This window comes from Maricaulis sp., assembly GCF_030149425.1.
GTDB lineage: Bacteria > Pseudomonadota > Alphaproteobacteria > Caulobacterales > Maricaulaceae > Maricaulis.
The window spans coordinates 1-23,995 of the sequence record NZ_JASBRQ010000083.1; the positions used below are offsets into that span (position 1 = coordinate 1).

A 23,995-nucleotide genomic window follows, 5' to 3' on the forward strand; every position below is an offset into this window, starting at 1 on the left:
CGGTCCGGCGACCGCATCCCGTCACAAGAAAGTTCTCAAGAAGGCGAAAGGCTATTACGGCGCCCGCCGCAAGCAGTTCCGTACTGCTGTGCAGGCTGTGGAGAAAGCCGGCCAGTACGCCTATCGCGACCGCCGCGCCAAGAAGCGCAATTTCCGTTCGCTCTGGATCCAGCGCATCAATGCTGGCGCCCGTGAGCACGGCATGACCTATTCGGTTTTCATGAACGGCCTGACCAAGGCTGGCATCGAAGTTGACCGCAAGGTCCTCTCTGACATCGCCATCCGCGAGCCGGAAGCGTTTAAGGCCCTGGTCGACCAGGCGCGCGCTGCGCTGGGCTAAACCCGGCTGAATGAAATTCCGGAAAAGGCCCGCCAGCGCAAAGCCGGCGGGCCTTTTTCTTTGCGCCTTTGGCGTGCACCCCATCCGCCGCGCTGCTTCGCAGCCCGGCACCTTCCCCATCAAGGGGAAGGAGGGCAATGAAGCTCCCTCCTCGCCCTCGATGGGCGAGGTCCCGCGAAGCGGGGGAGTGGGTGCGCGGCGAAGCCGCTAGACACAATCCTCCTGTTGACCGCGCCGGGCGGTCGACAGTGCAAATGACAGAAGCTAAACCGGCTCCAGAGTAGTCAGAGAATTGATATGACCCAAATCGCTCAGGAAAACGCTCAGGCCGAAGTTGAAGCCCTTCGGATGCAAATCTCAGATCGCCTCGAAAGCATAGATACGCTGAGTGAGTTTCAGGATCTAAAGGTCGCGATCTTCGGTAAAAAGGGAGAATTGAACGCGAAGCTGCGCGAGGCTGGCAGGGATCCGGTTAAACGCGTGAATTACTCGCCCTTGCTCAATGAGCTGAAGCTGCAATTGACCCAACGTTTCGCAAGGAAGCTTGAAACGCTGGAGAGCGCGGCCATGGATGCGGCGCTGGCCTCGGAAACGGTTGATGTCACCCTGCCGGTGCGTCCGCAGCGCCAGGGCTCGCTGCACCCGATCACCCAGGTGATGGAAGAGCTCGCCGTGATCTTCGCCGATATGGGCTTCGCCGTCGCAGAAGGCCCTGATGTCGAGGACGACTTCCATAACTTCACCGCGCTGAACTTCCCCGAAGGCCACCCGGCGCGCGACACCCAGGACACCTTCTTCATGAAGCCGGATGCCGAGGGCATGCGGAAGGTCCTGCGCACGCACACTTCCCCGGTTCAGATCCGCACCCTGCTGAAGCAAAAGCCGCCGATCCGCATTATTGCGCCGGGCCGTGTTTATCGCTGTGACTGGGACCAGACGCACACGCCGATGTTCCACCAGGTCGAGGGCCTGGTGATCGACAAGGAGGCCAATATGGGCCACCTCAAGGGCGTGCTGCTCGACTTCATCTCCGCCTTCTTCGAGACCGACCAGGTCGAGGCGCGGTTCCGTCCGCACCACTTCCCCTTCACCGAGCCGTCCGCCGAGATGGATGTGAAATACGAGCGTGTCGGCGCCGGCGTGAAAGTCGGATCGGGCAATCAGTGGATGGAAATTCTCGGCTGCGGCATGGTGCACCCGAACGTGATCCGCAATTGCGGTCTCGATCCGGATGAATACCAGGGCTTTGCCTGGGGCATGGGCGTGGACCGCCTGGCGATGCTGAAATATGGAGCGCCGGACCTGCGCGACTTCTTCAACTCCGACGTCCGCTGGCTGGCCCACTACGGCTTCAGCCCGCTGCTGCAGGCGAACCTGGCGACGGGGCTGAGCTAAGCGGTCTTATGATCAACTGGCTCAAACAAAACCACCAATCCCTGACCGCTTTCGGCGCCATGCTGGTCGGCGCGGCGGCGCTTTTCATTGCCTGGGAGCAAGCCCGGGTGATGCGGGCGCAGCAGGAGGTGATGCAGGAGCAGCAGCATGGTTCGGTCTATCCCGTGCTGCAGATCGATGGCTATTTCCGCCAGCGTGACGGGCGCCAGCAGGTCGGTGTCAGCGTCACCAATGCCGGGGTCGGTCCGGCCCTGATCGATGATGTCGTCCTGATCCGCGACGGGGCGCCGTCGGATGAGTTCGAGCAGGTCATGTCCTTGATGCCGCAAGGCACCAATCTGAACTGGTCGAGCATGGTCGGACGCGTCCTGGCCGCCGGTGATACGGCGACCATGATGGAATATTCCTGGCCGCTGGAGGCCATTGCGCAAGACGAGTTCGATGCCTTCCTCGCCGAGTGGAGCCATTGGGACATGACGACCTGTTATTGCTCGGTCTTCGGGCGTTGCTGGATAGCCGATACCCGGGGCGTTGGCCTGCGGCCGCAGGCGGTTGAGGCTTGCCCGCGCCCGGACGAGGACCTGTTCGAAGAAATGGCCGAGGACTTTGCCCGCCGCGGGGAGGTCGAAGCGCCATGACGTCTCAACTCAATTCGCAGATCATGATCTGCCCGGTGGCCGAGGCCGCCAAACTCGAAATCAATCTGTAAAGCGACGGCTGGAGCCGACCCATGAAATTCCCTCTGTCCTGGCTGAAATACCACCTTGAGACCGACGCCACCCTCGACGAGCTCGCCAAGGCCATGACCATGGCGGGTCTAGAGATCGAAGATATCGACAACCCGGCGGAGAAGTTCGCGGATTTCTCGGTCGCCTACGTCCAGGAAGCCGTGCAGCACCCGGATGCGGATCGTCTGCGCGTGTGCACGGTCGAGACCAAGGACGGTATCAAGCAGATCGTCTGCGGTGCGCCCAATGCCCGCACCGGAATGCGTGCCGTCTTCGCGCCGCTGGGCACCTATATCCCCGGCCTCGACTTCGCCCTCGACAAGAAGCCGCGCAAGATCCGCGGTGTCGAGAGCCATGGCATGATGTGTTCGGCCAAGGAGCTCGAGCTCGGCGAGGACCATGACGGCATTATCGACCTCGAGGGCGATTGGGAGGTCGGCACGCCGGCCGTGACCGCGCTCGGTCAGGATGATCCGGTTATCGATTTCGAAGTGACCCCGAACCGTCCCGACTGGCTCGGTGTGCGCGGTATTGCCCGCGACCTCGCCGCTACCGGCATCGGCACGCTGAAGGATGTCCCGGTTGGTGAGATCGAAGGCACGTTCGACAGCCCGGTCACCATCGAGCTGGACTGGCCGGAGGCCTGCCCGGTCTTCATGGGCCGCATGATCCGCGGAGTGAAAAATGTCGAGAGCCCGGACTGGCTGAAAAAGGCACTGACCGCGATCGGCTTGCGCCCGATCAATGCGCTCGCCGATATCACCAATCTGATCTCCTATGACCGCTGCCGCCCGCTCCATGTTTACGATGCAGCCAAGCTCGAGGGCGGTGTCATCCGCGCCCGTAAGGGACGCGGCGAGGCCGACACGTTCGAAGCGCTGGACAACAAAGACTACGCACCCGGCGAGAGCATGTGTGTGATCGCTGACGATGCCCGCTGCCTCGGCCTGGGCGGTGTTATGGGCGGCACCTATTCGGGGTGTTCCGAGGGGACTACGGATGTCTTCATCGAGAGTGCCTGGTTCGATCCGCTGATCACCCGCGCGACAGCCAAGGCGACCGGTATCGACAGTGATGCCAAGTATCGCTTCGAGCGTGGTGTGGACCCAGAGTCCTGCCGTGAGGGTATCGAATACGCGACCCGCCTGATCCTGGAGATTTGTGGCGGTGAGGCGTCTCATGTCGTCATTGCCGGTGAAGCACCGGCCAAGCCGGCCGACATCGAATTCCCGGTCACCGAAGTCAAACGCCTGACCGGTCTCGATCTGCCGCGCGAGGAGATCATCCGTATCCTGGCCACCCTTGGCTTCGAGCCGAAGGGCGAGGGCGATGTGCTCACCGTGGGCGTGCCGAGCTGGCGCATGGACTGCAGCCTCAAAGCGGACCTGGTTGAGGAAGTCGCCCGTATCCACGGTTTCAATCATCTCAACGCCACCTCGCTGAAACGCCTCCCGGGCCGTTTCGAGGCGCCGGCAACGGTGATGCAATTGCGTGCGCGCTATGCCCGCCGTGCTCTGGCCGGCCGCGGCTATTCCGAGGCCGTGACCTGGTCCTTCGCCGAGAAGAGCCAGGCCGCCCTGTTCGGCGGTCATGGTGAAGGTCTCGAGCTGGACAATCCGATTTCTTCTGAGCTCGACGTGATGCGCCCGACGGCGCTGATCCACCTGCTCACCGCCATGCAGTCCAATGCCGACCGCGGTCAGGCCGATGCGGCCCTGTTCGAGGTGGGACCGGTCTATCTGACTGACGCGCCGGATGGTCAGCGTCTGGTCGCAACCGGCGTGCTGCCGATCCATGCCGATCGTCACTGGGCCGGTTCACGCCAGCCCGACGTGTTCGACATCAAGGCGGATGTTGAGGCGGTGCTGAACGCTGCCGGCGCACCGGTCGCCTCGCTGCAGACCGTGGCTGAGGCGCGCGACTGGTGGCATCCGGGCCGTTCCGGTGTCATGCGCCTTGGGCCGAAGAATGTCATCGCAGAGTTTGGCGAAATCCATCCGCGCGTTCTCAAGGCGCTCGATATCGACGGCCGTGTCCTCGCCTTCGAGATCGTGCTCGACAACATCCCGCAGCCCAAGAAGAGCAATGGCCTCAAGGCGCGTACGCCGCTGGAAAAGGCCGAGCTGACCCCGGTGCGTCGCGATTTCGCTTTCCTGGTCGACAAGTCCGTGGCCGCCGATGCGCTGATCCGCGCCGCCAAGGGTGCTGACAAGGCGATGATCACGGGCGTCTCCGTGTTTGATACCTATGAAGGTCAGGGCGTACCGGACGGCCAGGTCTCGATCGGGCTGGAGGTCACCCTGCAGCCGCGCGATAAGACTCTGACTGACGAGGAGATCGACGTCATCGCCAAGAAAATCGTCGACAAGGCCATCAAGGCGACAGGCGGGTCCCTGCGCGGATGAAGCCGAGAATAGCCAGGGCAGAGCAGGAGGCCTTTGTCCTCGACGCCGTCCTGGCCAACCCGCTGCATGCGGAAATCCTCAGGCGCGTCTCTGATATGGGCTTGCCGGACTGTGCCCTCATGGCGGGGTCGGTCTACAAGGCTGTCTGGAACAAGCTCACCGGTCGCCCGGCGGATCACGGGATCAATGACTATGATCTCGCCTATTTCGATGCTGCGGACCTGAGCGCTGAAAGCGAGGCCGCGATCGCGGCCCGCGTCGTGACCCGGTGCGAGGACCTCGGTGTGGAGGTGGAAGCCTGCAATCAGGCACGGGTGCATCTCTGGTTCAATGCGCAGTACGGCACTAACCGGCCCCCCCTGCGCAGCACCGAGGATGCCGTACGCAATTTTGCCTCCAGAACTCATTCTGTTGCCCTGGCCTGCAAGCCCGATGGTCGACCCTTCCTTGTCGCGCCGTTTGGCTATGACGAGCTGTTATCGCTGCACGTCAAACCGGTTGCCGATCTCGCCGGCGCGGCGAGCTGGAACCGAAAATGTGCGGCGCAAAAAGCGGTCTGGCCCGAATTGCGCTTTGATCTGGTGGATATCTGAACCGCGGACGGGCCGGTTTTGTCCCCTGCGGCGAGACCTGGGCCGGCATCATTCAACCCATTGGGGAATTTTGCCTATTCAACCTGCGGGGGATAAATTTTTTTGCCAGAATCCCGGTTGGCGTATGGCATAGATTTGTGATCCTGTTTAGTATGGTTAACGCACTGTTATCGGCCCGGTGGGGGAGGGAGACCTTTCCGGGCGCGATGCAAGTGAAGCCGTAACCGGCCGCTTGGCGGCTGTTTATCAAGCGGCGCACGCAAAGACCGGGGGTGGGATCAAACAATGTTGGAACGGTGGACCGCCTTTCTAGCGCAGGCAGCAGCGACCGTGCTGGTGCTGATTGGTCTCGTTGTGCTGTTGTCCTTCACTCATATGAAGAGCTACCGCGCCGGCCTGTGCGCCAATAATGCCTGCGATGACACGGCGATTGAGACCCAGACCGTCAATACACCGGTCGTACCGCAATCAAACGAGACCGGTCTGCTCAATGCGACCGCGGCTCTGCCATCGACCCAGTCGGCCCGGCCGGCGGGCAGCAGCGTCAACCCGCAGGATACCGGACCGGATTCCGATCTTCAGGCCGATTTGCCGCCCAACCAGGTGCTGGGTGATTCCGGCCGTCCGAGCAGCGATAGCAGCCTGCCGGTCGATAATGATGTGACCGGCGCCAGTTCGCGCCGGGGCAGTTCCGCCCGCACGCTCGACGAATCGGTCAGCTTCTTTACCGGCCGCGGTTATGGCGGCGGAAATTATTATCCGACGCCCGGCGACGATATCTGTCACGGCTTTGACAGGCCGGTGACCAATGCTGCGCTCGCCCGGTGCTGGCTGCGGATCGGCGATGCCTATCAATCCATCGGTGAGCTTGATTACGCGCAATATGCCTGGAACCGGTCGGTGTCGACCGGGGCGCGCCGCGGTGGCGCCCAGGCCTCGCTGACGGCGCAGCAGCGCCTGCAGAGTGCAGCCCTGGCGCAAGCCTGCCGCACGACCCCGGCCAGCCTCGAACGAATTTCACGCGGTTATGCGCGCGAGAATGTCGGCGGCGAGATCATTGATCTTCAGCTGCGCCAGCAGGCCTTGGCCGCGCTCGGCTATTATGCCGAAGAGGTGGATGGCACCTATGGTCCGGCGACCCGGCGTGCCGTGCGCGATTTCCAGGCCGATATGGGTTTTGATCAGACCGGCGCGCTCAATCCGCAGGAAACGGTGGATCTGGTCTGCCACGCGGCCATCACGGCCCGCGATGAGGGAGCGCAGAACCTGTTGGGTATCATGTTCGCCACCGGTCTTGGTGTTGAGCTCAATGTTGATATGGCGCTGGAATGGCTGGAGATCGCAGCGACGCGCGGCCATCCGGAAGCCAATTTCAACCTCGCCCTGGTCTATGGCACCGGTACGGTGCAAGGCAGCTACCGCCTCTGCGGCGTTGTCGAGAGCCCGGAACGGGCCGACAGCTATCTGCGCCGCGCCTCCGAACTTGGCCATGCCCGCTCGCGCTTCATCCGCGATAATGAGGGCCTGCGCGGTACGGCGACGGCCCGCTGGGGTCGTATTGCCCGCCGGCTTGAAAGCGAAGCGGCGCAATCGCCGAGCGACCCGTTCTATCAAGCGTGGCAGGAGCGGCTCGACGAAGCCGAGCGCGACGCTGTTTTCGATGCCATTCAGCCCGGTTGCTATCTGGATGCGGTCGCCGACCGCCGCGCCGCCGGAGAGGATCCTGCCCCGTGATGCGGTTCACGTCACGCGGCCCAGAGATGGGAGTGAACACATGAAGAAACTTGGATTGGGCCTGGCTCTGCTCGCCGTTGCGGGTTGTAGCAGCCATACCGGAACCCATGAGCACGTCTTCCATCGCGGCATTGTCCCGGTCGTTGATACCGATGACGAGGCGCGCTCGATGTGTTCGGCAACGTCCTACGAGCAGGACCGCAATCAGTTCCTGGCTTCGACCCAGCAGATCCGACGCGCCCTCGGCGCCGATGTGTCCGCCGGTCCGGGCGGGAATGATCCGATCGGGGTCAGTGCCGACAGCTTCCGCTCTCCTGAACTCTACAATGCGCCACCGGGCAATGTTGATCCGGTGGTTTACCTGGTGGCCCAGTTCGAGGCCGAGCTGGATGGTTCCTATGACAGCGTGGTGCAGAATTGCCGCGCCTATAACCAGTGTATGATCCGGAATGACTATACGGAGAGCGCCTGCTCCCAGTCACAAAATCTGTGGTCCGACAGCCAGGTCCGCTTCCACAATCTCGCTGACCGGCTTGCCGATGTCCGCGCGGAGGTGGCGCGGTCCTGCGGCGATTGCGTCGAGCCGTATCATTATCGCCGCGGTCATCGCGGTCGCGATCATCATGATGGCGAGGGTCGTGATTATGGCGATTATAGCCGGACCCAGACAGTGGACAGCTATTACGGGCCGTTCTCGGCCGGCGACGGGCAATAGGCGCTTTCGTCTACAACAGGGCAATAGAAACGGGGCGGGATGGCATCATCCCGCCCCGCTTCTGTTTGCGGTGTGGAAGCGCCTAGAAACTGCCGCCGATGCGGTTCTTCCAGTAGCCGACATCCTCGGCATACTTGCCGACCACATCGCCGAGAACCTTGTCGACCAGCAGGCTGTCAAAGCCGATCCATTCATCCTGGTTGATCTCGTCGATACTGGTCATCGATTGGCGCAGGAAGACGATGTAGACCGCGACCATGACGACGAAGAGGAAGACGAAGATCAGGCCGAGATCGGCGATCCGCGCCGCTGTGTCGAAGCCGGTGAGGTCAGACAAGATGGAGTTGAGGCCCGCCAAAACCACGGTGAAAAGCAACGGAACCAGGACCAGATAGTATCCGGAATTGCGCAGAATCTGGAACATAACCCCACGCAAAAAGCTCTCGATGAAGAAGATCCGCATCGAAATCCAAAGGATGTTCGTATGCCATTTGCGTGCATCGGCGGAGAATTTCGCAGCGTCCTTCTCCTGCCCGACCGTCACGGATTTCGCCTTGCCTTCGGCCGTACGGTAATGGTCGTTGAGGCGCGCCAGATAGCGCGTGATGAAGTTGGATAACTCACGGAAATTATTGCGCTGATAGGGCGCATACTCGACATAATAGGCGATCCACATGGCAAAGGCGCCGCCGATAGTGGTGACGGCAGCAAAGATCGCCTCGTTGAAGTCATCGAGGCTCATGGAGAAGGGGCCAAGCTGCAATGGTCCGCTGATGCCGAACATGGCCCCGAAACTGACCACCGACCCGTCATTATAGAGCAGGTTGACGATCAGAACGGTGGCGATAATGGCCGAGAAGATCACCGTCAGCTTGCGCACATTGGAATTGATGACCTGGCGCATGCGGTTGAGCAGGTAGAAGCAGCCGGCGTCCTCGGGGAATTGGGTGGCAATGATGGCGCCGTCCTCATCCTCATAGAGGTTTTGTGCATTGGCAGAGATCGGCACGCGTCCATTGAGGAAGATCGCACCCATCTCATTATAGCGTTCCGAGGCTTCATCGGTGAGCTCGGTCGGGACTTTGATATAGCCGACGATCACCCCGATCCACTTGAAGAGAACGCCTTGGGGTTTGAGGTGTTTTTCCTCGTGCTGGAAGTCCGCGCCCAGAGCCCGCTCAGTCTCCGTGCTTTGGCGGCAGGCGCGCGACAGGGCCGCCCAGGCGCTCGGTCCGGTATGAGCCGCCAGGACCGAGCCGGTATTGCTCTTGCTCGCCGATTTCATCCGGAACAGGCGCATGACCGGGCGTACGAGCGGTGCCAGCAGGCTGGCGATCAGCTGTAAGGGGATTTGCCGGGCCAGAACCACGACCACCAGCAGGGCTATACTGGCCAGCAAAATCAAACCGTTTGACATAAAACACCCCTTCTTACGCAGCGCAGCGCGCCTTCGCGACACTATGGCATTGCGCGACCTTCAGGCGAAGGGGAAACCGCGTTTTGGCGGTCCCCTATACGCTGTCCAGATCAAAAGCTGGGTGGAAGCTTGCGGTCACTTGCATGTCAGGCAGAGCGTCGGGCTGGAAAACCCGGATCTGGAATGCTTCTGTGAATTTGCCCTCGGTATCGCCGTCCCAGATCCACTGGTTCCGGCTGGCCGGCTGAAAGCCAAACCGCTGGTAGAAGTCCGGATCCGCCAAAAGGATGCAGAACGGTACGCCCAGCTGCCGGATAAAACCGAGCCCCGCTTCTATCAGTGCCGAGCCAATACCGCGCTTGGCAAACTCTGGCAGGACGGCGACTGGGCCAAGCGCCAGTCCGAAGACCTCTTCGCCTGCCGCGGTGTGGCCGCTGGCCGGGGAAAACATGATCTCGCCGATAACCCGGCCGTCCAATTCGGCGACAAGCTCGAGTGTGTCGGCGTCGGCAGCACGCAGGGCTATGACGATCTGACGCTCGACCGAGCGGCCAAAGGCTGCATCCAGAACATGGCTGACGGCGGCCGTGTCGTCAGCGTCAAATGGACGGATTTGCATGGCCAAGCGTTCTAGAAGGGCAGCCAGCGCCGATTGCGGGAATAGGCCAGATAGCCGACATTTGCGCCGGCACGGAGGCCGACACCGGAACGGATCGGGGCCAGGGTGATGTCATCAGCGCGCTGATAATTCACGCCCAGGCCGGCCACAAAATACGCCGTGCCCTCGACTCCCGGGAAACGCTGGAAGAGGCGGTCGGTGTCCTCAAGATTATACACCAGGACGAAGACGCGGCTGGCATTGCCGCCGGCATCCCAGCCGACCGAAGGGCCGCGCCAATAGACTTTGTGGCGCTCGCCATTCTTCATGGTCAGATAGCCTTCGCCGTAACGCAGACCCACGCCAATTGCTCCGGCGACTTCCTCTCCGGCGACATAGCCGACCGGGCGCCCGAGATCAGAGAAGACACGCTCGAGGACGCTGGCTGCGGCTTCTGCTGTGACGCCGAAGAAATCCGCGACGGCATCAACCACTTCATCCTCGGAATAGGAGTCGATCGGTTCGGAGTAATCGCTCGGTTGACCGTATTGAGGGTCCTGTTGCGCCAATGCGGTCTGCGACAGGGCCAAAGCTGCGATCAGGGAGAGGAAAACACGCATGTCGAACTCCTGGGGTGCGGGTGCCGGATTAGTGGCAATCGATTAGGGCGAGACAGCGGCGAAAGGGTTAGCAGCTGGTTAATATCGGCCGGTTTGGTGCGTGAATGTGCGCCAAGCCTGATGGTTTCTTCATTTTCATAATCTGCCCGGGACCGTTAGTTTGCGCGCCAGTGAAATTAGGGGAGTCGCGTTATGCGCAAATTGATGATGATCACGGTGGGGGCTTCCGCCCTCCTGGCCGCGGCCTGCACGCCGGCCGAACAGGGTGACACCACACAAGCCGAGACCACGACAGCAGCGGCGACGGCAGAAGCTCCGGCCAATGTCCTGCTGGCGGAATGGGACGGCCCTTATGGCGGTGTGCCGAACTTCCAGACCGCCCAGATGAGCGATCTGACTGCGGCTGTGGAGCGCGGTATGGAAATCAGCCTCGCCGAGATCGACGCCATCGTGAACAATCCGGAACCGGCGACCTTCGAGAATACGATCGTTGCGATGGAGCGCGGAGGCCAGGAGCTCAGCCGTATCTTCTCCTATTGGGGCATTTGGGGCTCCAACATGTCGACGCCGGAATTCCGCGCTCTGCAGCGCGAATTGTCTCCGCGCCTGGCCGCCTTCAACTCCCAGATCACCCAGAATGAGGCGCTCTTCGCGCGTGTTCGTGCGGTCTATGAAGGTGAGGAAATGGCGAGCCTTCGCCCGGACCAGCAGCGCGTCGTGCAGCTGACCTATAGCGGTTTCGCCCGTAATGGCGCCACGCTGGAAGGCGAAGAGGCTGCGCGTTATGCCGAGATCCAGCAGGAGCTGGCCGGTCTGCACACGCGCTTCTCGAACAATGTGCTCAATGATGAGGAAGGTTATGTCACCTACCTCACGGACGAGCAGCTCAGCGGTCTGCCGAATGATTATGTCCAGGCGTCTGCTGCTGCGGCCACGGCGCGTGATCAGGACGGCATGTATGCGGTTACCAATACGCGCTCCTCAATGGACCCGTTCCTGACCTTCTCCGACGAGCGCGAGCTGCGCGAGCAGGTTTGGCGCAATTACTATTCCCGTGGCGATAATGGTGACGGGTTCGACAATAACGACATCATCATGCAGATCCTCAGCCTGCGTCATGAGCGTGTGAACCTGCTCGGCTATGAGAATTATGCCAGCTGGCGTCTGGAAGACCGCATGGCGGGCACGCCGGACCGGGCCATGGAGCTGATGGAAGGCGTCTGGGGTGCTGCGGTTGCGCGCATCGAGGAAGAAGTCGCCGACATGCAGGCTATCGCCGACGCTGAGGGCGCTGGCATTACCATCGCGCCTTGGGATTATCGCTATTATGCCGAGAAAGTGCGTCAGGCGCGCTATGAGCTCGATAGCGACGAGGTGAAGCAATACCTGCAGCTCGATAATCTGCGCGAAGGCATGTTCTATGTCGCCGGTGAGCTGTTCGGTTTCGATTTCCGTCCGCTGCCTGAAGGCGAGGTTTCCGTCTGGCACCCGACCGTGAAGGTCTGGGAAGTCACCGACCGCGCCAGCGGCGATCATATCGGCCTGTGGTATCTCGACCCCTTCGCCCGTCAGGGTAAGCGTTCGGGCGCCTGGGCCAGCAGCTTCCGCTCGCACACGTCCTATGATGGTCCGACCAATGTCCTGGCGACCAATAACTCCAACTTCGTCGAGCCCGCTCCGGGCGAGCCGGTGCTGGTGTCCTGGGATGATGCCGAGACCTTCTTCCACGAGTTTGGCCACGCCCTGCACTTCCTGTCCTCCAACGTCGCCTATCCGACGCTGAATGGCGGTGTGCGGGACTACACCGAGTTCCAGTCGCAGCTGCTGGAGCGCTGGCTGCTGACCGATCCGGTCGTCGAGAATTATCTGGTGCACGCCGAGACCGGCGAGCCGATGCCGGCCGAGTTGATCGAGCGCATCCGTGCGGCGGCAAATTTCAACCAGGGTTTTGCCACTGGCGAGTATCTGGCCTCGGCGTTGATGGACATGGTCTATCACACCACCGATCCGGCCGAGATCGGCGACCCCGACACGTTCGAGCGTGAGACGCTGACGCGCCTGGGCATGCCGGAAGAAATCGTCATGCGTCACCGCAGCCCGCACTTCGGCCATATCTTCTCCGGGGAAGGCTATTCCTCGGGCTATTACGGCTATATGTGGGCTGACGTCCTGACCTCCGACGCCTCCGAGGCTTTCGCGGAAGCGCCGGGCGGTTATTATGATCAGGAACTGGCAGCGCGCATGGTGGAGCATCTCTTCGCGCCGCGGAATGCCATTGACCCGGCAGAGGCCTATCGCCTCTTCCGCGGCCGTGACGCCGACGTATCCGCGCTGATGCGCGATCGCGGCTTCCCGGTCACCGAATAGTTTTAGCGGGGACAACGCTAAACATGAGCGGCCGGCGGAGTGATCCGCCGGCCGTTTCTTTTTGCCTGGCCTGAATGCGCAGCTTCAATGCGGCAGGAAAGGATGAACCTGGCTAGCCTACTTCGGCCAGGTGTATATCGCTGGCGCCGCGAAAGCTGAGGAAAAGCATGCGCACCTCTGGCGCGATGTCCTTCGGCAGAAGATCTTCAAGCTGGGCCGGGCGGACGCGGACCCAATTGTCGTTGGCTTCTGTCCAGGTGCCCGTGGTCTGGGCAAAACCCATCGACCACTCCGGGAATTGCCGGTGGCAAGTGGCTTCGGTGTGGATGATCATGACATCCTTGTGCCGCCGGTCATGGCGGATGCTTTCGAATATCCCGTTGACCTCGGTCTCCGGACCTTCGAGCAATTGCATGAAATGATTGCCCACCACGCAAAGCAGGCCGGTAATCCCGGACTGGGCATTGCGGGTGCGAGCGGTCATCAGGATGTCGTCGAGCATGGCCGGCGAGATCGGCTCGGCCGCAGTCGAAACATAGATCAGGCGTGCAGTGTCCACGAATTCCCCCACAGTCTGTGGGAAAATAAAACCCCTAATCCGCGAGGGGTCAATTCTTGTTTAGGCAATTAAAATATAACATTGGCGCGGAGTGCTCGCCTTGGGCGCGCACTCCGCAACCGCTGTTTAGTAATCGCCCCGCGGGCGATCCATCAGTCCGCCAAAGAAAATGGCGTTGAGGAACATTTTCTCCGTACCGCGGAATGTTGCGCGGAAGTTGGGATTATCGACGAACAGAATAACGCTGCCCGCACCGGCGCGCCGGGCAACCACGGCAGGCGTTCCCGCGATCTCGTCGAGGCGGCGCTGCGACGCATAGCCGGACAGGAGCGGATCCTCGGTATATTCCACCACGACAGCAAAGGGGTCGTTTTCGGGGCGGTCGAGGACGATCGTGGTATTGCGATGCAGCGGTATGAAGCGATCCATATAGCCAAAGCCGATCGGGTGGCTGGTATCGAGATCGCCGGCGAAAATGGTGCCGCCGATGACGTGTTCGGCGTCATTCAAGCGCATCGTTGAGTAATCGCGGCGTTCCGCCGGCTCGCCATCACCACCATTGTCGCCGTTGTCTTCATCGTCATCGCGGAAGAAGGCGTTTTGCATGGTCCGGGCAGCCTGGCGAGTGGCGATAATGATTCCGCCTTCCTCACGCACCCATTGTTCAACACGCTCCTGGGCGCTGCCCAGGCTGGTGCGGCCACCGCCGACGATGATGAGATGGGTGTAGCGCGACCAGTCCAGCCCGCCGATCTGATCCTTGCGGCGCAAGGTCACCGGAATATGCATGCGATGGTCGAGCTGGTGCCAGACCTCACCGGCGTCGTTGAGTGATAGCCCATCATCAAACAGGACCAGGACTTCCGGGCGGTCGATACTGCGGAAGCCCGCGCCGTCGCCAAGGTCGGGTGTGTTGCCGGGTGTTGAGCCGGAGAGGGCGGAAAACACCGGAACACCGTCTTCCGCCGCGATGTCGGAAACCAGTTCATGGATGTCTTCACGGCTCACATCCTGGCCCATGAAGGGAATGAAAACTGTGCCCGGAGTGAAGTCCATCAGCCCGTCATGGGTGTTGATGCTGACGGGTTGGGTCGCGATCCGGACGCGGATATCGGCGTCGAGCAGACGGTACAGGGCCCGCGGCGCGTAATAGTCCGACCAGCGCACGATATAGCCGTAGGTCGAGACCGGCGGGGCCGGCTGCGCCAGTGGTTGCGACTGCGCTTCTTCGCCCATCATGCCACGCGGGATGTTGGATAATTCTGCGTAGTCGAGATCATAGGCGAGCGGCATGGTCCAGCCGGAGACGTCGTAGAAGATGTTCTCTTCAAACTCGGTCGGCCGGTCGAACATGGAGCGGATCATCGTGTATTGCGGTTGTTCCAGCGGCACGATGTAGGCCTCGCCCGGAGCGAAATTCCGACCGCCGGCACGGATGTCCCGCAAGGCCTCGTAGAAGCGGATGTCGTGGCGTTCGAGTAGGTCGAGGAAGTAGTTCAGGCGCACCGGGTCGCCGTCGGCGGCAATCACATAGCCGGCCGTATTATCGGCCCGCGCCGTATCCAGCGCGTCGGCGAAGAACTGGCGCTGATAGGCGGCAATCTCCGCGCTCTGATCCAGCGCACCCTGCACGGTGGTCAGCGTCGTCCGGAACTGGGTGCGGACATTATCGCCATGGCTGACAAGACCGCGGTCCGCCTCGATCAGGCCGCCGCGAGCGGCTCCGATCTCAAACAGAATGCCGAGCGAGCCGTTGACCTGCGGGTAGGTTGAGCCTTTTCCGACATAGAAATTGTCGAAGCCCTCTTCGGAGGTATAGAGGCGACCCTCGCCATCGAGGAATTCGATGTGGCGTTGCGCGATACCCATGGTCAGTTCGCGGGCCCGGACCGGGATCAGCGGATTGCGGCGCAACGGCTCTCCCGGGTGGAAATAATAAGTCGATTCCGTACCCATTTCGTGGAAGTCGGCCGAAACCTGCGGCTTCCAGCGATGCCATTGCGTCAACCACGCCTGGCTCTCCGGCTGCGTCTGCAAGAGCCATTGCCGGTTGAGGTCAAACCAATAGTGATTGACGCGGGCCTGGGTCCAGAGATTGTGTTGCTCGTGGGACGGGTTTGTTACCGGGACCGAACCGGCAAACATCTCAACATGATTGACCCGGCGGGAGTGGCCGTCCGGGTTGAAGACCGCCGTCATCAGGATCACCGCATCTTCGAGCGTCTGTTCGATCTCCGGCCCTTGGGCGGCGGCGAAGTGGTAGAGCGCGGGGATGGCAGCATCCATGCCCGAACTCTCCGCACCGTGGACGCCATAATTGATCCAGATCACGGACGGGCCGTCGCCAGCCGGCTGGGCGGGGTCAAGCTGTGCCAGGTGGGCTTCGCGAATCTCGTCGATGCGCGCGTGGTTTTCCGGCGAGGTCACGGTGAAAAAGAGAATCGGCCGGCCCTGGTGTGAATAGCCGATGGTTTCCACGGTGATGCGGTCTGAGCCATTGGCGATCTCGGTCATATAGCTGACCAGCTGGTCATGCCGGACCGGCCGGTCACCGACCCCAAAGCCGAAGCGGTCTTCCGGCGCCGGTACGCTGGCGTCGTACTCAACCCCCTCAACCTGGAAAAAATCGATCGGTTCGGCATGGGCATCCGGCGCTGGGCCTGAAGCCAGCAAAAGCGAAGCGAGGCCGGCGGCTGCGGCTTTCCAGTTCAGCATAATCTCTCCCCGGGAAATGCGTGTCTCGGGGCTAAACTAGCGCCGGAAGCGCCGTCGGCCAATTACACGTTTCCGTGGGCGAGGTGACGAATCCGGCGCTGCAAGAATCCGGTGTATGAAACGTTAACCGCGCTGCCTTCAGGTGTGGGAAAAGTCGCGCGGATCTCACTTCAATGCGCCAAGAGCTCATAAAAATTAACAGCAATTACAATGTGGTGGCTCTATAAAACTGCTGTTTCCGAATAATTTATACATATCTCCTAAGGTTTTAGGGCGACTGGGTGCGACCAGAAGGCCAGAAAGGCCCAGACACACCAGCCGTTGGGTAAACGAAAGAGTGGGAGCCAAGAAATGGCAACGATCAACACCAATACTGGTGCCATGGTCGCATTGCAGAATTTGAATGCGACCAACAAGCAACTCGAACAGGTGCAAAGCCGGATCAATACCGGTCTCGCTGTCGCCTCTGCTAAAGACAATGGTGGCGTTTTCGCCATCGCACAGAAAATGCGCTCGGATGTCCGCGGCTATGCAGCGGTGAGCAATTCCCTCGATCTCAGTGTGTCCACCGTCGACGTCGCCCTTGCGGCCGGCGAAGCGGTGTCGGACCTGCTGGTCGAGATGAAGGAAAAGGCGCTCGCCGCCGCCGACACGTCGCTGGACGCATCATCTCGCGCCGCGCTCAACGAGGACTTCAAGTCCTTGCGCGATCAGATCGGCACGATCATTTCCAATGCCGAGTTCAACGGCACCAATATGATCAATGGTTCTGTGACCTCGATCTCCGCGCTGGCGAACGCTGACGGAACCAGCACGATCCGGATTTCCGATGAGAACTTGTCGCTCGGCGGGGCTATTGTCACGCTCAGCGCTGCCGCGTCCTTCGCGACTGCCGGAGACGCGACATCCATCGTGTCGACCATCGAGACATCGCTGGATAATATGAACCAGTCCCTGGCGCGCATGGGGACCGGGTCCAAATCGCTGGAAGTGCACAAGAGCTTTGTCGGAAAACTGTCCGACGCGCTGGAAAAAGGTATCGGGAATCTCGTTGATGCCGACCTCGCCAGCGAGAGCGCTCGTTTGCAATCCTTGCAGGTGAAACAACAGCTTGGGGTCCAGGCCCTGTCGATCGCGAACTCCGCACCGGCCACGATCCTGGGCTATTTCAGCTAATCCCTTGTCAGTGTGGCGGACCGGTGTCCTAAACGGTCCGCTTCGCGACGACCCAGCTCCGGCGTCACGGGGCTGGGTTTTCTTTTGCGGTGATACTTGATGCGCAACAGCGCACACCGCTTGGACAAACCGGGCCGCAGTGCTAATTCGCGCCTCATGAGTAGAGATCCGTCCCTTATCCGCAATTTCTCCATCGTGGCGCACATCGACCACGGTAAATCGACCCTGGCCGACCGGCTGATCCAGTTCACCGGCGGGCTGTCCGATCGTGAGATGAAGGAACAAGTGCTCGACAATATGGAGCTCGAGCGCGAACGCGGCATTACCATCAAGGCACAGACCGTGCGTCTCGATTATACCGCGAAGGACGGCAAGACCTATACGCTCAACCTGATCGACACGCCCGGACACGTCGACTTCGCCTATGAAGTCAACCGCTCACTGGCTGCGTGTGAGGGCTCCCTGCTCGTTGTTGATGCGTCCCAGGGCGTGGAGGCGCAGACGCTTGCGAATGTCTACCAGGCCATCGAAGTCGATCACGAGATTGTCCCGGTCCTCAACAAGATTGACCTGCCGGCCGCTGAACCGGAACGGATCAAGGCGCAGATCGAGGATGTCATCGGCCTGGATGCCTCCGATGCCGTCGAGATTTCCGCCAAGACGGGTCTGAATATCGACCAGGTACTTGAAGCCGTTGTCGAACGCCTTCCTGCCCCGGAAACCGGTCCGGCCGATGCGCCGCTCAAGGCCATGCTGGTGGATAGCTGGTATGACCCCTATCTCGGTGTGATCTGTCTCGTCCGGGTTATGGAAGGCACGCTGAAAAAGGGCATGCGCGTGCGCCTGATGGGCACCGGCGCGGCCTACCCCGTCGATGGCGTCGGTGTGTTCCGTCCGAAGAAGGAAAATCTCGACGCCCTTTATCCGGGTGAGATCGGCTTCCTCAATGCTTCGATCAAACAGGTCCGTGATGCCCGCGTGGGCGACACCGTCACCGATGACAAGCGCCCGACCGAGCAGGCTCTGACCGGCTACAAGCCGGCTCAGCCGGTGGTGTTCTGTGGTCTCTTCCCGGTCGACAGCGCCGAGTTCGAGGACCTCCGTGACGCCATCGAGAAACTCGCTCTCAATGACGCCAGCTTCTCCTATGAAATGGAGACGTCGGCGGCGCTCGGTTTCGGTTTCCGCTGCGGTTTCCTGGGTCTGCTTCACCTCGAGGTCATTCGTGAGCGCCTCGAGCGCGAATACGATATCGAACTGATCACGACGGCGCCGTCCGTGGTCTACAAGCTGACCATGACCGATGGCAGCGAGATCGACCTGCACAATCCGGCCGACATGCCCGATCCGGTCAAAGTCGACTCCATTGCCGAGCCGTGGATCAAGGCGACCATTCTGGTGCCGGACGAATACCTCGGCGGTGTTCTGAAACTGTGCCAGGACCGGCGCGGTATCCAGAACGAGCTGACCTATGCCGGTAACCGCGCCATGCTGGTCTATGAGCTGCCGCTCAACGAAGTCGTCTTCGACTTCTATGACCGGTTGAAGTCGGTGACCAAAGGCTATGCCTCCTTCGATTACCAGTTCATCGATAACCGTGTCGGCGATCTGGTGAAGATGTCGATCCTGGTCAATGATGAGCCGGTGGATGCGCTGTCCATGGTCGTGCACCGGGCCCGGGCCGAAATGCGCGGCCGGTCCATGTGCGAAAAGCTCAAAGATCTGATCCCGCGCCACATGTTCAAAATCCCGATCCAGGCCGCACTCGGCGGGCGTATCATCGCCCGCGAAACCCTGGCCGCCCTGCGCAAGGACGTGACCGCCAAATGTTATGGTGGTGACGCGTCACGTAAGCGCAAACTGCTCGACAAGCAGAAGGCGGGTAAGAAGAAGATGCGCCAGTTCGGCAAGGTCGACATCCCGCAGGAAGCCTTTATCGCTGCCCTCAAGATGGACGATAACTAGTCTGCTCTTGTCATTTGCCGTCATCGTCTCATCTTTGGCGGCAGAGATTTTTCCAAGGGGATACCCACATGCGCCGTTTCATCGTTGCACTTGCCGCTGCCACCTGTTTGACCGCTGCTGCCCAGGCTGACCTCGATGTCGGCGATGCCGCGCCGGATTTTACCGTCCAGGGCTTCCAGGCGGGTGAGGCGGTCACGCTGACGCTTTCTGATGCCCTGGCGAATGGTCCGGTGGTCGCCTTCTTCTTCCCGGCGGCTTTCACCGGTGGCTGTAACGCCCAGGCGGCCAGCTTTGCTGAAGCGATCGATCAGTTCGAAGCCCTCGGTGCGCAGGTGATTGGCCTGACCGCCGGCAATACTGACCAGCTGTCCGAATTCTCGACGCAACATTGCGCCGACGCTTTCCCGGTCTTCGGCGTCAATGATGATATCATCAATGGCTATGAGAGCCGCATGCGCCCGGGTGGGAACTGGACGGGCCGTATCACCTATGTGATCGATCAGGACTCCACCATCGCCTATCACTATGCCGACGGCAGCCCCTATCCTCACGTCGACAATTCCCTGGCGGCGCTGCGTGAAATGGCTGCTGCGGAATAAATCGCTCCAGTCGTCACGGATACATGGTGCACCGCAGCGAATCCGCGCTAGTCTGCCCGGAAGTTGATGAGGTGCACCATGTCCGAGACGGCAATCCTGTTTGAAAATGTTCACGCGGTCGCCGACGCGCAATTGCTCGCTGCCGGGCTCAAAGTCGAGCGGCATGGCGCGGCTTTGCCGGTTGAGGACCTGCACGCAGCGCTGGGGCAGGCCCGCGTCGCCGGTATTCGCTCCCGCACCAAGATGAACAAGGCCGCATTCGATGCGGCGCCCGACCTGGCGGTGCTTGGCTGTTTTTGCATTGGCACCAATCAGGTCGATCTGGAGACGGCCGCCGAGCGCGGTATTCCGGTTTTCAACGGCCCCTTCGGCAATACTCGCTCTGTCGCCGAGCTGACACTCGCTTCGATCATCATGCTGATGCGCGGCATTCCGCATCGCGCCGGCGCAGCCCTGCGTGGCGAGTGGCGCAAGACCGCTGAACACTCCCACGAGGTCCGCTCGAAGAAGCTAGGCATCGTCGGCTATGGCAATATCGGCTCGCAATTATCGGTTTTGGCGAGTGGGTTGGGGATGCATGTCTATTATTACGACATCGAGCCCAAGCTGGCGCATGGCAATGCCCGATCTGTCGCCACCCTGGATGAATTGCTCGGCCTTTGCGATGTCATCACCCTGCATGTGCCTGACACGCCGCAGACCCGCAATATGATGGGAGCGGCAGAGATCGCGAAGATGAAGCCGGGCAGTTATCTGATCAATCACGCCCGCGGCAATCTGGTCGATATCGATGCTCTCGCCAATGCTTTGGAGAGTGGTCATCTCTTCGGCACGGCCGTCGACGTCTTCCCCAAGGAGCCGGCTTCAAAGGACGAAGCCTTCGTTTCGCCTCTGCAACAGTTTGAGAATGTCATTCTTACACCGCATATCGGTGGCTCGACCCTGGAAGCCCAGGCCGCGATCGGTGAGGACGTGTCGCTGAAGCTGGCCCGCTTCCTCCAGCAGGGCAGCACCAAGGGAGCGGTCAACGTTCCGGAGCTTGAGCCTGGCCCGGTGCCCGAGGGGCGTGCCCGGGTCGTCAGCTTCCACGGCAACGCTCCCGGCTATCTGTCGCGCCTGACCGATGTGGTCAGTTCCTGCGGTGCCAATATCGCCTCCCAGCGCCTCGAGACGCGAGGCGATTTCGGCTATGTCATCGCCGATCTGGAAGGCGATCTGCCGGCCAATCTGGTCGAACGGGTCAAGGCTCTGGACGGCTCCATCCGGGTGCGGCTGATCGGCGGCTAGGCGCTGCCGGTCCGCGCTTCCCACTTTTTCCGGTTCAGCCCGAAGACGAGCAGCCAGGCGGTGAAAATGAACTCCGGCAATGCAGCGCTGGCCAGCAGCGCTCCGTTCAGCATGCTGAGCGACGGCAAGGCAAAGCTGATGACGCCCATGGCGAGATAGCTCAGCCCGGAAATCATGATGCCCGCTCCGATCAGGGCCGGGATATAGCCCGAGCGCATGACCAGATAGCCGAGCAGAAGCCCGTAGGTTCCAAACATCATCAGGCCGATGACGAAGCCGGAATTGTGCAGGCCGAGGAAAACTAGGGCGAGTTGATCGGCATTCTCTCCGGCCAGCTGGGCGGCGATCGGGTCATCGCCGAGCAGCATCAGGGGCGCGGCGAAATTAACCAGGTTGACCATCAACAGCGCCGTCATGGCGATGCGGAGCCAGGCGGCCAGCAGGGCGAGACCGTGATCGACCGGCGCGAACAGGCGGTAAAAGGCATAGGCCAGAAACAGGTCGAGCAGATAGACGACGAAATCGGCCATGATCCCCAGTCCCAGAAGACCGGTATTCTGCCGGATCGCGGCGGCGGTCGCCCCGGCATCCGACCACTCGATCAGACTTCCTCGCACGGCCAGCTGGGCGAAAATGGCGCAGATAATGATCAGCAGATAGGCCAGCCCTGCAAGTCGGGCCGTGGCGCGCGGATGGCGCGGCATCAAAGGTTTGAACATGTCGTGTCCTCGGTCCTGGCGAATACATTGCGCCATAGAACCGGGGCCCGGCTTGCCGGTCTCGCCGATTTGCAAATCGGCCGGTTTTTTCGTTTCAGCGCCGCAGGGCGGTCATCAGCGCGTCCATGGAGCGGACATATTCCGCCCCGGAATGCTCCGCTGCGGCGAGTACGACTTCGCGCTGGGCCACCACGCCGAAACCGATGAACCGGTCCGCTGCGCCCTGCTCATAGGCCTCGAAATCGGTTATGCCGTCCCCGACCATAACAGTCTGTTCCGCACGCGCCCCGATACGGCCCAGTATCTCTGCCTTGCCGCCATTGCGCGACAGGGGGTTGTCGAGATCGAGACCGATCACGGTTGGACCATCAAACAGCATGGTGTTGGCGTGAATCTCGCCGCGGCCAAAGCCCAGATCCTCCAACACCGGCTCCAGCAGCGCGGTAAAGCCGCCGGAAATGGCATGGCATTCATCGCCCTGTTCACGCAATTGGCGCAGGATGGGTTTCATCCCTGGCGTGATCTGGCGCCGCAAGCGTTCGGAGACTTGGGCAATGACGCCACGGTCGAGCGGGACGATCGCGAGGCGCTGGGTCAGGCTGTCGCGCAGATCCATACGCCCGGTCATGCCGGCCTGGGTCAGGGCATGAAGTTGCTCGGAAATCGTGGCCGCATCATCACGTCCCGACAGGGCGTGCTCGATCGCCGTGTCGAGGCTCTCGACCCGCAGCAGCGTGGAATCGACATCGAACGCGATCAGTCGTCTCAAGCGATCAGCCCAGCTTTACGTCCCCAACCGGTATAGCTGGAGTTCCGTCGGCTTTCGAGTTCTTCCTCGCTCGGGTCGGCGAACAGGGCCTTGGGCTCGATACCGGCGCCATCCAGCGTGCGGTTCATGAAGGCGTAGAGCGAGGCAACCTGTACCGCGTCATAGAGCGCGTCCTCACTCCATCCGGCCGCATAAACCGCCTCGGCTTGGCTGAGCCGGGTTTTCGCGGGCTCTTCGGTGATCTGGCGAACATAGTCGAGCAAAGGCACGAGCTTGGGCTCGACGCCGGCCGCCGCGGGGCCGTCATGAACCAGGCTTTCAACAAATTCCTGGGAATAGCCGAAGGCCTGGGCCATCGCCTTGTGGGCACCGAAGCAGAACCGGCAGGCGTTGAGTCCGGAGACATAGGCGGAAATCAGCTCGCGTTCCCCGACGCTGAGCGCGGAGGGCGCGCGCATAATGTCATCGTGCAAGGCCAGCAGCGGTGCGACGCCGCGTGGGAAGCGTTTGAACAGGGCTTCGAGATGATCGCCCTCATTCAGACTGGGAAAATGCGGCATGCCGGCTCCGGGCAGTCTTCGTCATCGTGAAGATGACAGACAAGCCCGGAACTCGGTTCGCCGCAAGCCCGGCGGGTGCGCCTCAGCCGCTTTGCCGGATGCGTACAATGCGTTGATAGGCTTGCCAGCTGGCGCCTTGGTCAGCCGACATGTCGACGCTGAACACATTGCGGTCGGGGCTTTCGATCGCTGTTGTTAGACGGAAATGCAGGGTCGCTCCGTCGTCACCGACATAGCTGGTCCCGGAGCGCAGATTGGTCACCACGAGACGGCCCTCGCTGTCAAAACCGCCCTCATAAATGTCCATATTACCCCAGGTGTCGTCCATGGCGACGAGCCGGTAGAGGTCCCGGTTCTGGTCGTACTGGATGGTGCTCTCGAGCTGCCAGCCATTGACGCCATCGGGATCAGGGTCTTCGCGCAGGGCGAGATCGTTGAGCATGAAGTAGATATGCGCATGTTCGGTGCCGGCTTCGCTCCAGCCGGTTTCGGTCATGCGGTAGACCGTCGCCGTCCAGTCTCCAGCCAGCGGCGCCAGCCGCGCCATCGCAACCTGGGCTTCAGCTCCCGGAAAGGGCCGGGTCTCGCTTTCGGTCTCAGATGTCGATTGGGCCATACCCAGCGCCAGGGCGCCGGCAGCGATCAAGAGCAATGCATTCATATCGGGATGTATCCTGTCCAGCCTGTCCCGGCAGGCTAATCGCCAGGGTCATGCAAGGGCCAGAGGAGGGCAG

Annotated in this window: 21 protein-coding genes; 12 read left to right on the top strand and 9 right to left on the bottom strand. The window is 61.2% G+C overall.

Annotated elements, in window-relative coordinates; all coding sequences use genetic code 11:
* The 7 genes from rplT to Q1V57_RS14605 all read left to right on the top strand — a co-directional run.
* Window positions 1-340 (top strand): 50S ribosomal protein L20 (gene rplT / locus Q1V57_RS14575; protein WP_300532308.1); only part of this gene is annotated, 340 nt, incomplete at its 5' end.
* A gap of 348 nt (window positions 341-688) precedes the next feature.
* The gene (gene pheS / locus Q1V57_RS14580; protein WP_366145172.1) at window positions 689-1,735 is read left to right on the top strand and encodes a phenylalanine--tRNA ligase subunit alpha; all 1,047 of its coding nucleotides are present in this window, start codon (window positions 689-691) and stop codon (window positions 1,733-1,735) included.
* An 8-nt stretch (window positions 1,736-1,743) separates the two neighbouring features.
* Window positions 1,744-2,373 (top strand): hypothetical protein, encoded by a 630-nt coding sequence (locus tag Q1V57_RS14585; protein WP_300532312.1) that lies wholly within the window; start codon window positions 1,744-1,746, stop codon window positions 2,371-2,373.
* A 92-nt stretch (window positions 2,374-2,465) separates the two neighbouring features.
* Window positions 2,466-4,868, top strand: a complete 2,403-nt coding sequence (pheT, locus tag Q1V57_RS14590) for a phenylalanine--tRNA ligase subunit beta (protein WP_300532314.1) — start codon at window positions 2,466-2,468, stop codon at window positions 4,866-4,868.
* Window positions 4,865-5,461 (top strand): nucleotidyltransferase family protein, encoded by a 597-nt coding sequence (locus Q1V57_RS14595; RefSeq protein ID WP_300532315.1) that lies wholly within the window; start codon window positions 4,865-4,867, stop codon window positions 5,459-5,461. Before pheT ends, Q1V57_RS14595 begins: the two co-directional genes overlap by 4 nt.
* A gap of 285 nt (window positions 5,462-5,746) precedes the next feature.
* Complete coding sequence (locus Q1V57_RS14600; RefSeq protein ID WP_300532316.1) at window positions 5,747-7,195, top strand: peptidoglycan-binding protein; 1,449 nt, start codon at window positions 5,747-5,749, stop codon at window positions 7,193-7,195.
* 40 nt (window positions 7,196-7,235) lie between these two features.
* A complete protein-coding gene (locus tag Q1V57_RS14605; RefSeq protein ID WP_300532318.1) occupies window positions 7,236-7,910 on the top strand; it encodes a hypothetical protein in 675 nt (224 codons plus the stop codon).
* 82 nt (window positions 7,911-7,992) lie between these two features.
* Here the strand turns inward: Q1V57_RS14605 and Q1V57_RS14610 are convergent, their stop codons facing one another.
* The 3 genes from Q1V57_RS14610 to Q1V57_RS14620 form a co-directional block, all read right to left on the bottom strand.
* Window positions 7,993-9,327, bottom strand: a complete 1,335-nt coding sequence (locus Q1V57_RS14610; RefSeq protein WP_300532319.1) for a hypothetical protein — start codon at window positions 9,325-9,327, stop codon at window positions 7,993-7,995.
* A 94-nt stretch (window positions 9,328-9,421) separates the two neighbouring features.
* Complete coding sequence (locus Q1V57_RS14615) at window positions 9,422-9,946, bottom strand: N-acetyltransferase (RefSeq protein ID WP_300532320.1); 525 nt, start codon at window positions 9,944-9,946, stop codon at window positions 9,422-9,424.
* A gap of 11 nt (window positions 9,947-9,957) precedes the next feature.
* On the bottom strand, window positions 9,958-10,545 hold the full coding sequence (locus Q1V57_RS14620) for a DUF1134 domain-containing protein (RefSeq protein ID WP_300532321.1): 588 nt from the start codon (window positions 10,543-10,545) through the stop codon (window positions 9,958-9,960).
* A 192-nt stretch (window positions 10,546-10,737) separates the two neighbouring features.
* On the opposite strand from Q1V57_RS14620, the gene Q1V57_RS14625 reads away from it, so the two are divergent.
* Window positions 10,738-12,912 carry a M3 family metallopeptidase gene (locus tag Q1V57_RS14625; protein ID WP_300532323.1) on the top strand — a complete coding sequence of 725 codons (2,175 nt, stop codon included), beginning with the start codon at window positions 10,738-10,740 and terminating at the stop codon, window positions 12,910-12,912.
* Between the two features lie 112 nt (window positions 12,913-13,024).
* Here Q1V57_RS14625 and Q1V57_RS14630 read toward each other — a convergent pair whose 3' ends face one another.
* Together Q1V57_RS14630 and Q1V57_RS14635 are read right to left on the bottom strand one after the other, a co-directional pair.
* The gene (locus tag Q1V57_RS14630; RefSeq protein ID WP_300532325.1) at window positions 13,025-13,471 is read right to left on the bottom strand and encodes a BLUF domain-containing protein; all 447 of its coding nucleotides are present in this window, start codon (window positions 13,469-13,471) and stop codon (window positions 13,025-13,027) included.
* Window positions 13,472-13,597: 126 nt separating this feature from the next.
* Window positions 13,598-16,186: a M14 family zinc carboxypeptidase gene (locus Q1V57_RS14635; protein ID WP_300532326.1), complete on the bottom strand. Its 2,589-nt coding sequence runs from the start codon at window positions 16,184-16,186 to the stop codon at window positions 13,598-13,600.
* Between the two features lie 351 nt (window positions 16,187-16,537).
* Between Q1V57_RS14635 and Q1V57_RS14640 the strand changes: the two genes are divergently transcribed.
* From Q1V57_RS14640 to serA, 4 genes are all read left to right on the top strand, one after another.
* Entirely contained in the window at window positions 16,538-17,362 is an 825-nt protein-coding gene (locus tag Q1V57_RS14640; RefSeq protein WP_300532328.1) for a flagellin, read from the top strand.
* Window positions 17,363-17,518: 156 nt separating this feature from the next.
* Window positions 17,519-19,327: a translation elongation factor 4 gene (gene lepA / locus Q1V57_RS14645; RefSeq protein WP_300532330.1), complete on the top strand. Its 1,809-nt coding sequence runs from the start codon at window positions 17,519-17,521 to the stop codon at window positions 19,325-19,327.
* A 68-nt stretch (window positions 19,328-19,395) separates the two neighbouring features.
* Window positions 19,396-19,926 carry a redoxin domain-containing protein gene (locus Q1V57_RS14650; RefSeq protein ID WP_300532332.1) on the top strand — a complete coding sequence of 177 codons (531 nt, stop codon included), beginning with the start codon at window positions 19,396-19,398 and terminating at the stop codon, window positions 19,924-19,926.
* 78 nt (window positions 19,927-20,004) lie between these two features.
* Window positions 20,005-21,213 (top strand): phosphoglycerate dehydrogenase, encoded by a 1,209-nt coding sequence (gene serA / locus Q1V57_RS14655; protein ID WP_300532334.1) that lies wholly within the window; start codon window positions 20,005-20,007, stop codon window positions 21,211-21,213.
* On the opposite strand, the gene Q1V57_RS14660 is transcribed toward serA, so the two are convergent.
* The 4 genes from Q1V57_RS14660 to Q1V57_RS14675 form a co-directional block, all read right to left on the bottom strand.
* Window positions 21,210-21,932, bottom strand: a complete 723-nt coding sequence (locus Q1V57_RS14660; RefSeq protein ID WP_300532336.1) for a DUF4386 domain-containing protein — start codon at window positions 21,930-21,932, stop codon at window positions 21,210-21,212. The two genes, serA and Q1V57_RS14660, sit on opposite strands and share 4 nt — an antisense overlap.
* 94 nt (window positions 21,933-22,026) lie before the next feature.
* Window positions 22,027-22,701, bottom strand: coding sequence for an HAD-IB family phosphatase (locus Q1V57_RS14665; protein ID WP_300532338.1), 675 nt, complete (start codon window positions 22,699-22,701; stop codon window positions 22,027-22,029).
* The gene (locus tag Q1V57_RS14670; protein ID WP_300532340.1) at window positions 22,698-23,261 is read right to left on the bottom strand and encodes a carboxymuconolactone decarboxylase family protein; all 564 of its coding nucleotides are present in this window, start codon (window positions 23,259-23,261) and stop codon (window positions 22,698-22,700) included. Before Q1V57_RS14670 ends, Q1V57_RS14665 begins: the two co-directional genes overlap by 4 nt.
* A gap of 82 nt (window positions 23,262-23,343) precedes the next feature.
* The gene (locus Q1V57_RS14675; RefSeq protein WP_300532342.1) at window positions 23,344-23,922 is read right to left on the bottom strand and encodes a DUF1579 family protein; all 579 of its coding nucleotides are present in this window, start codon (window positions 23,920-23,922) and stop codon (window positions 23,344-23,346) included.
* Between the last annotated feature and the right edge of the window lie 73 nt (window positions 23,923-23,995).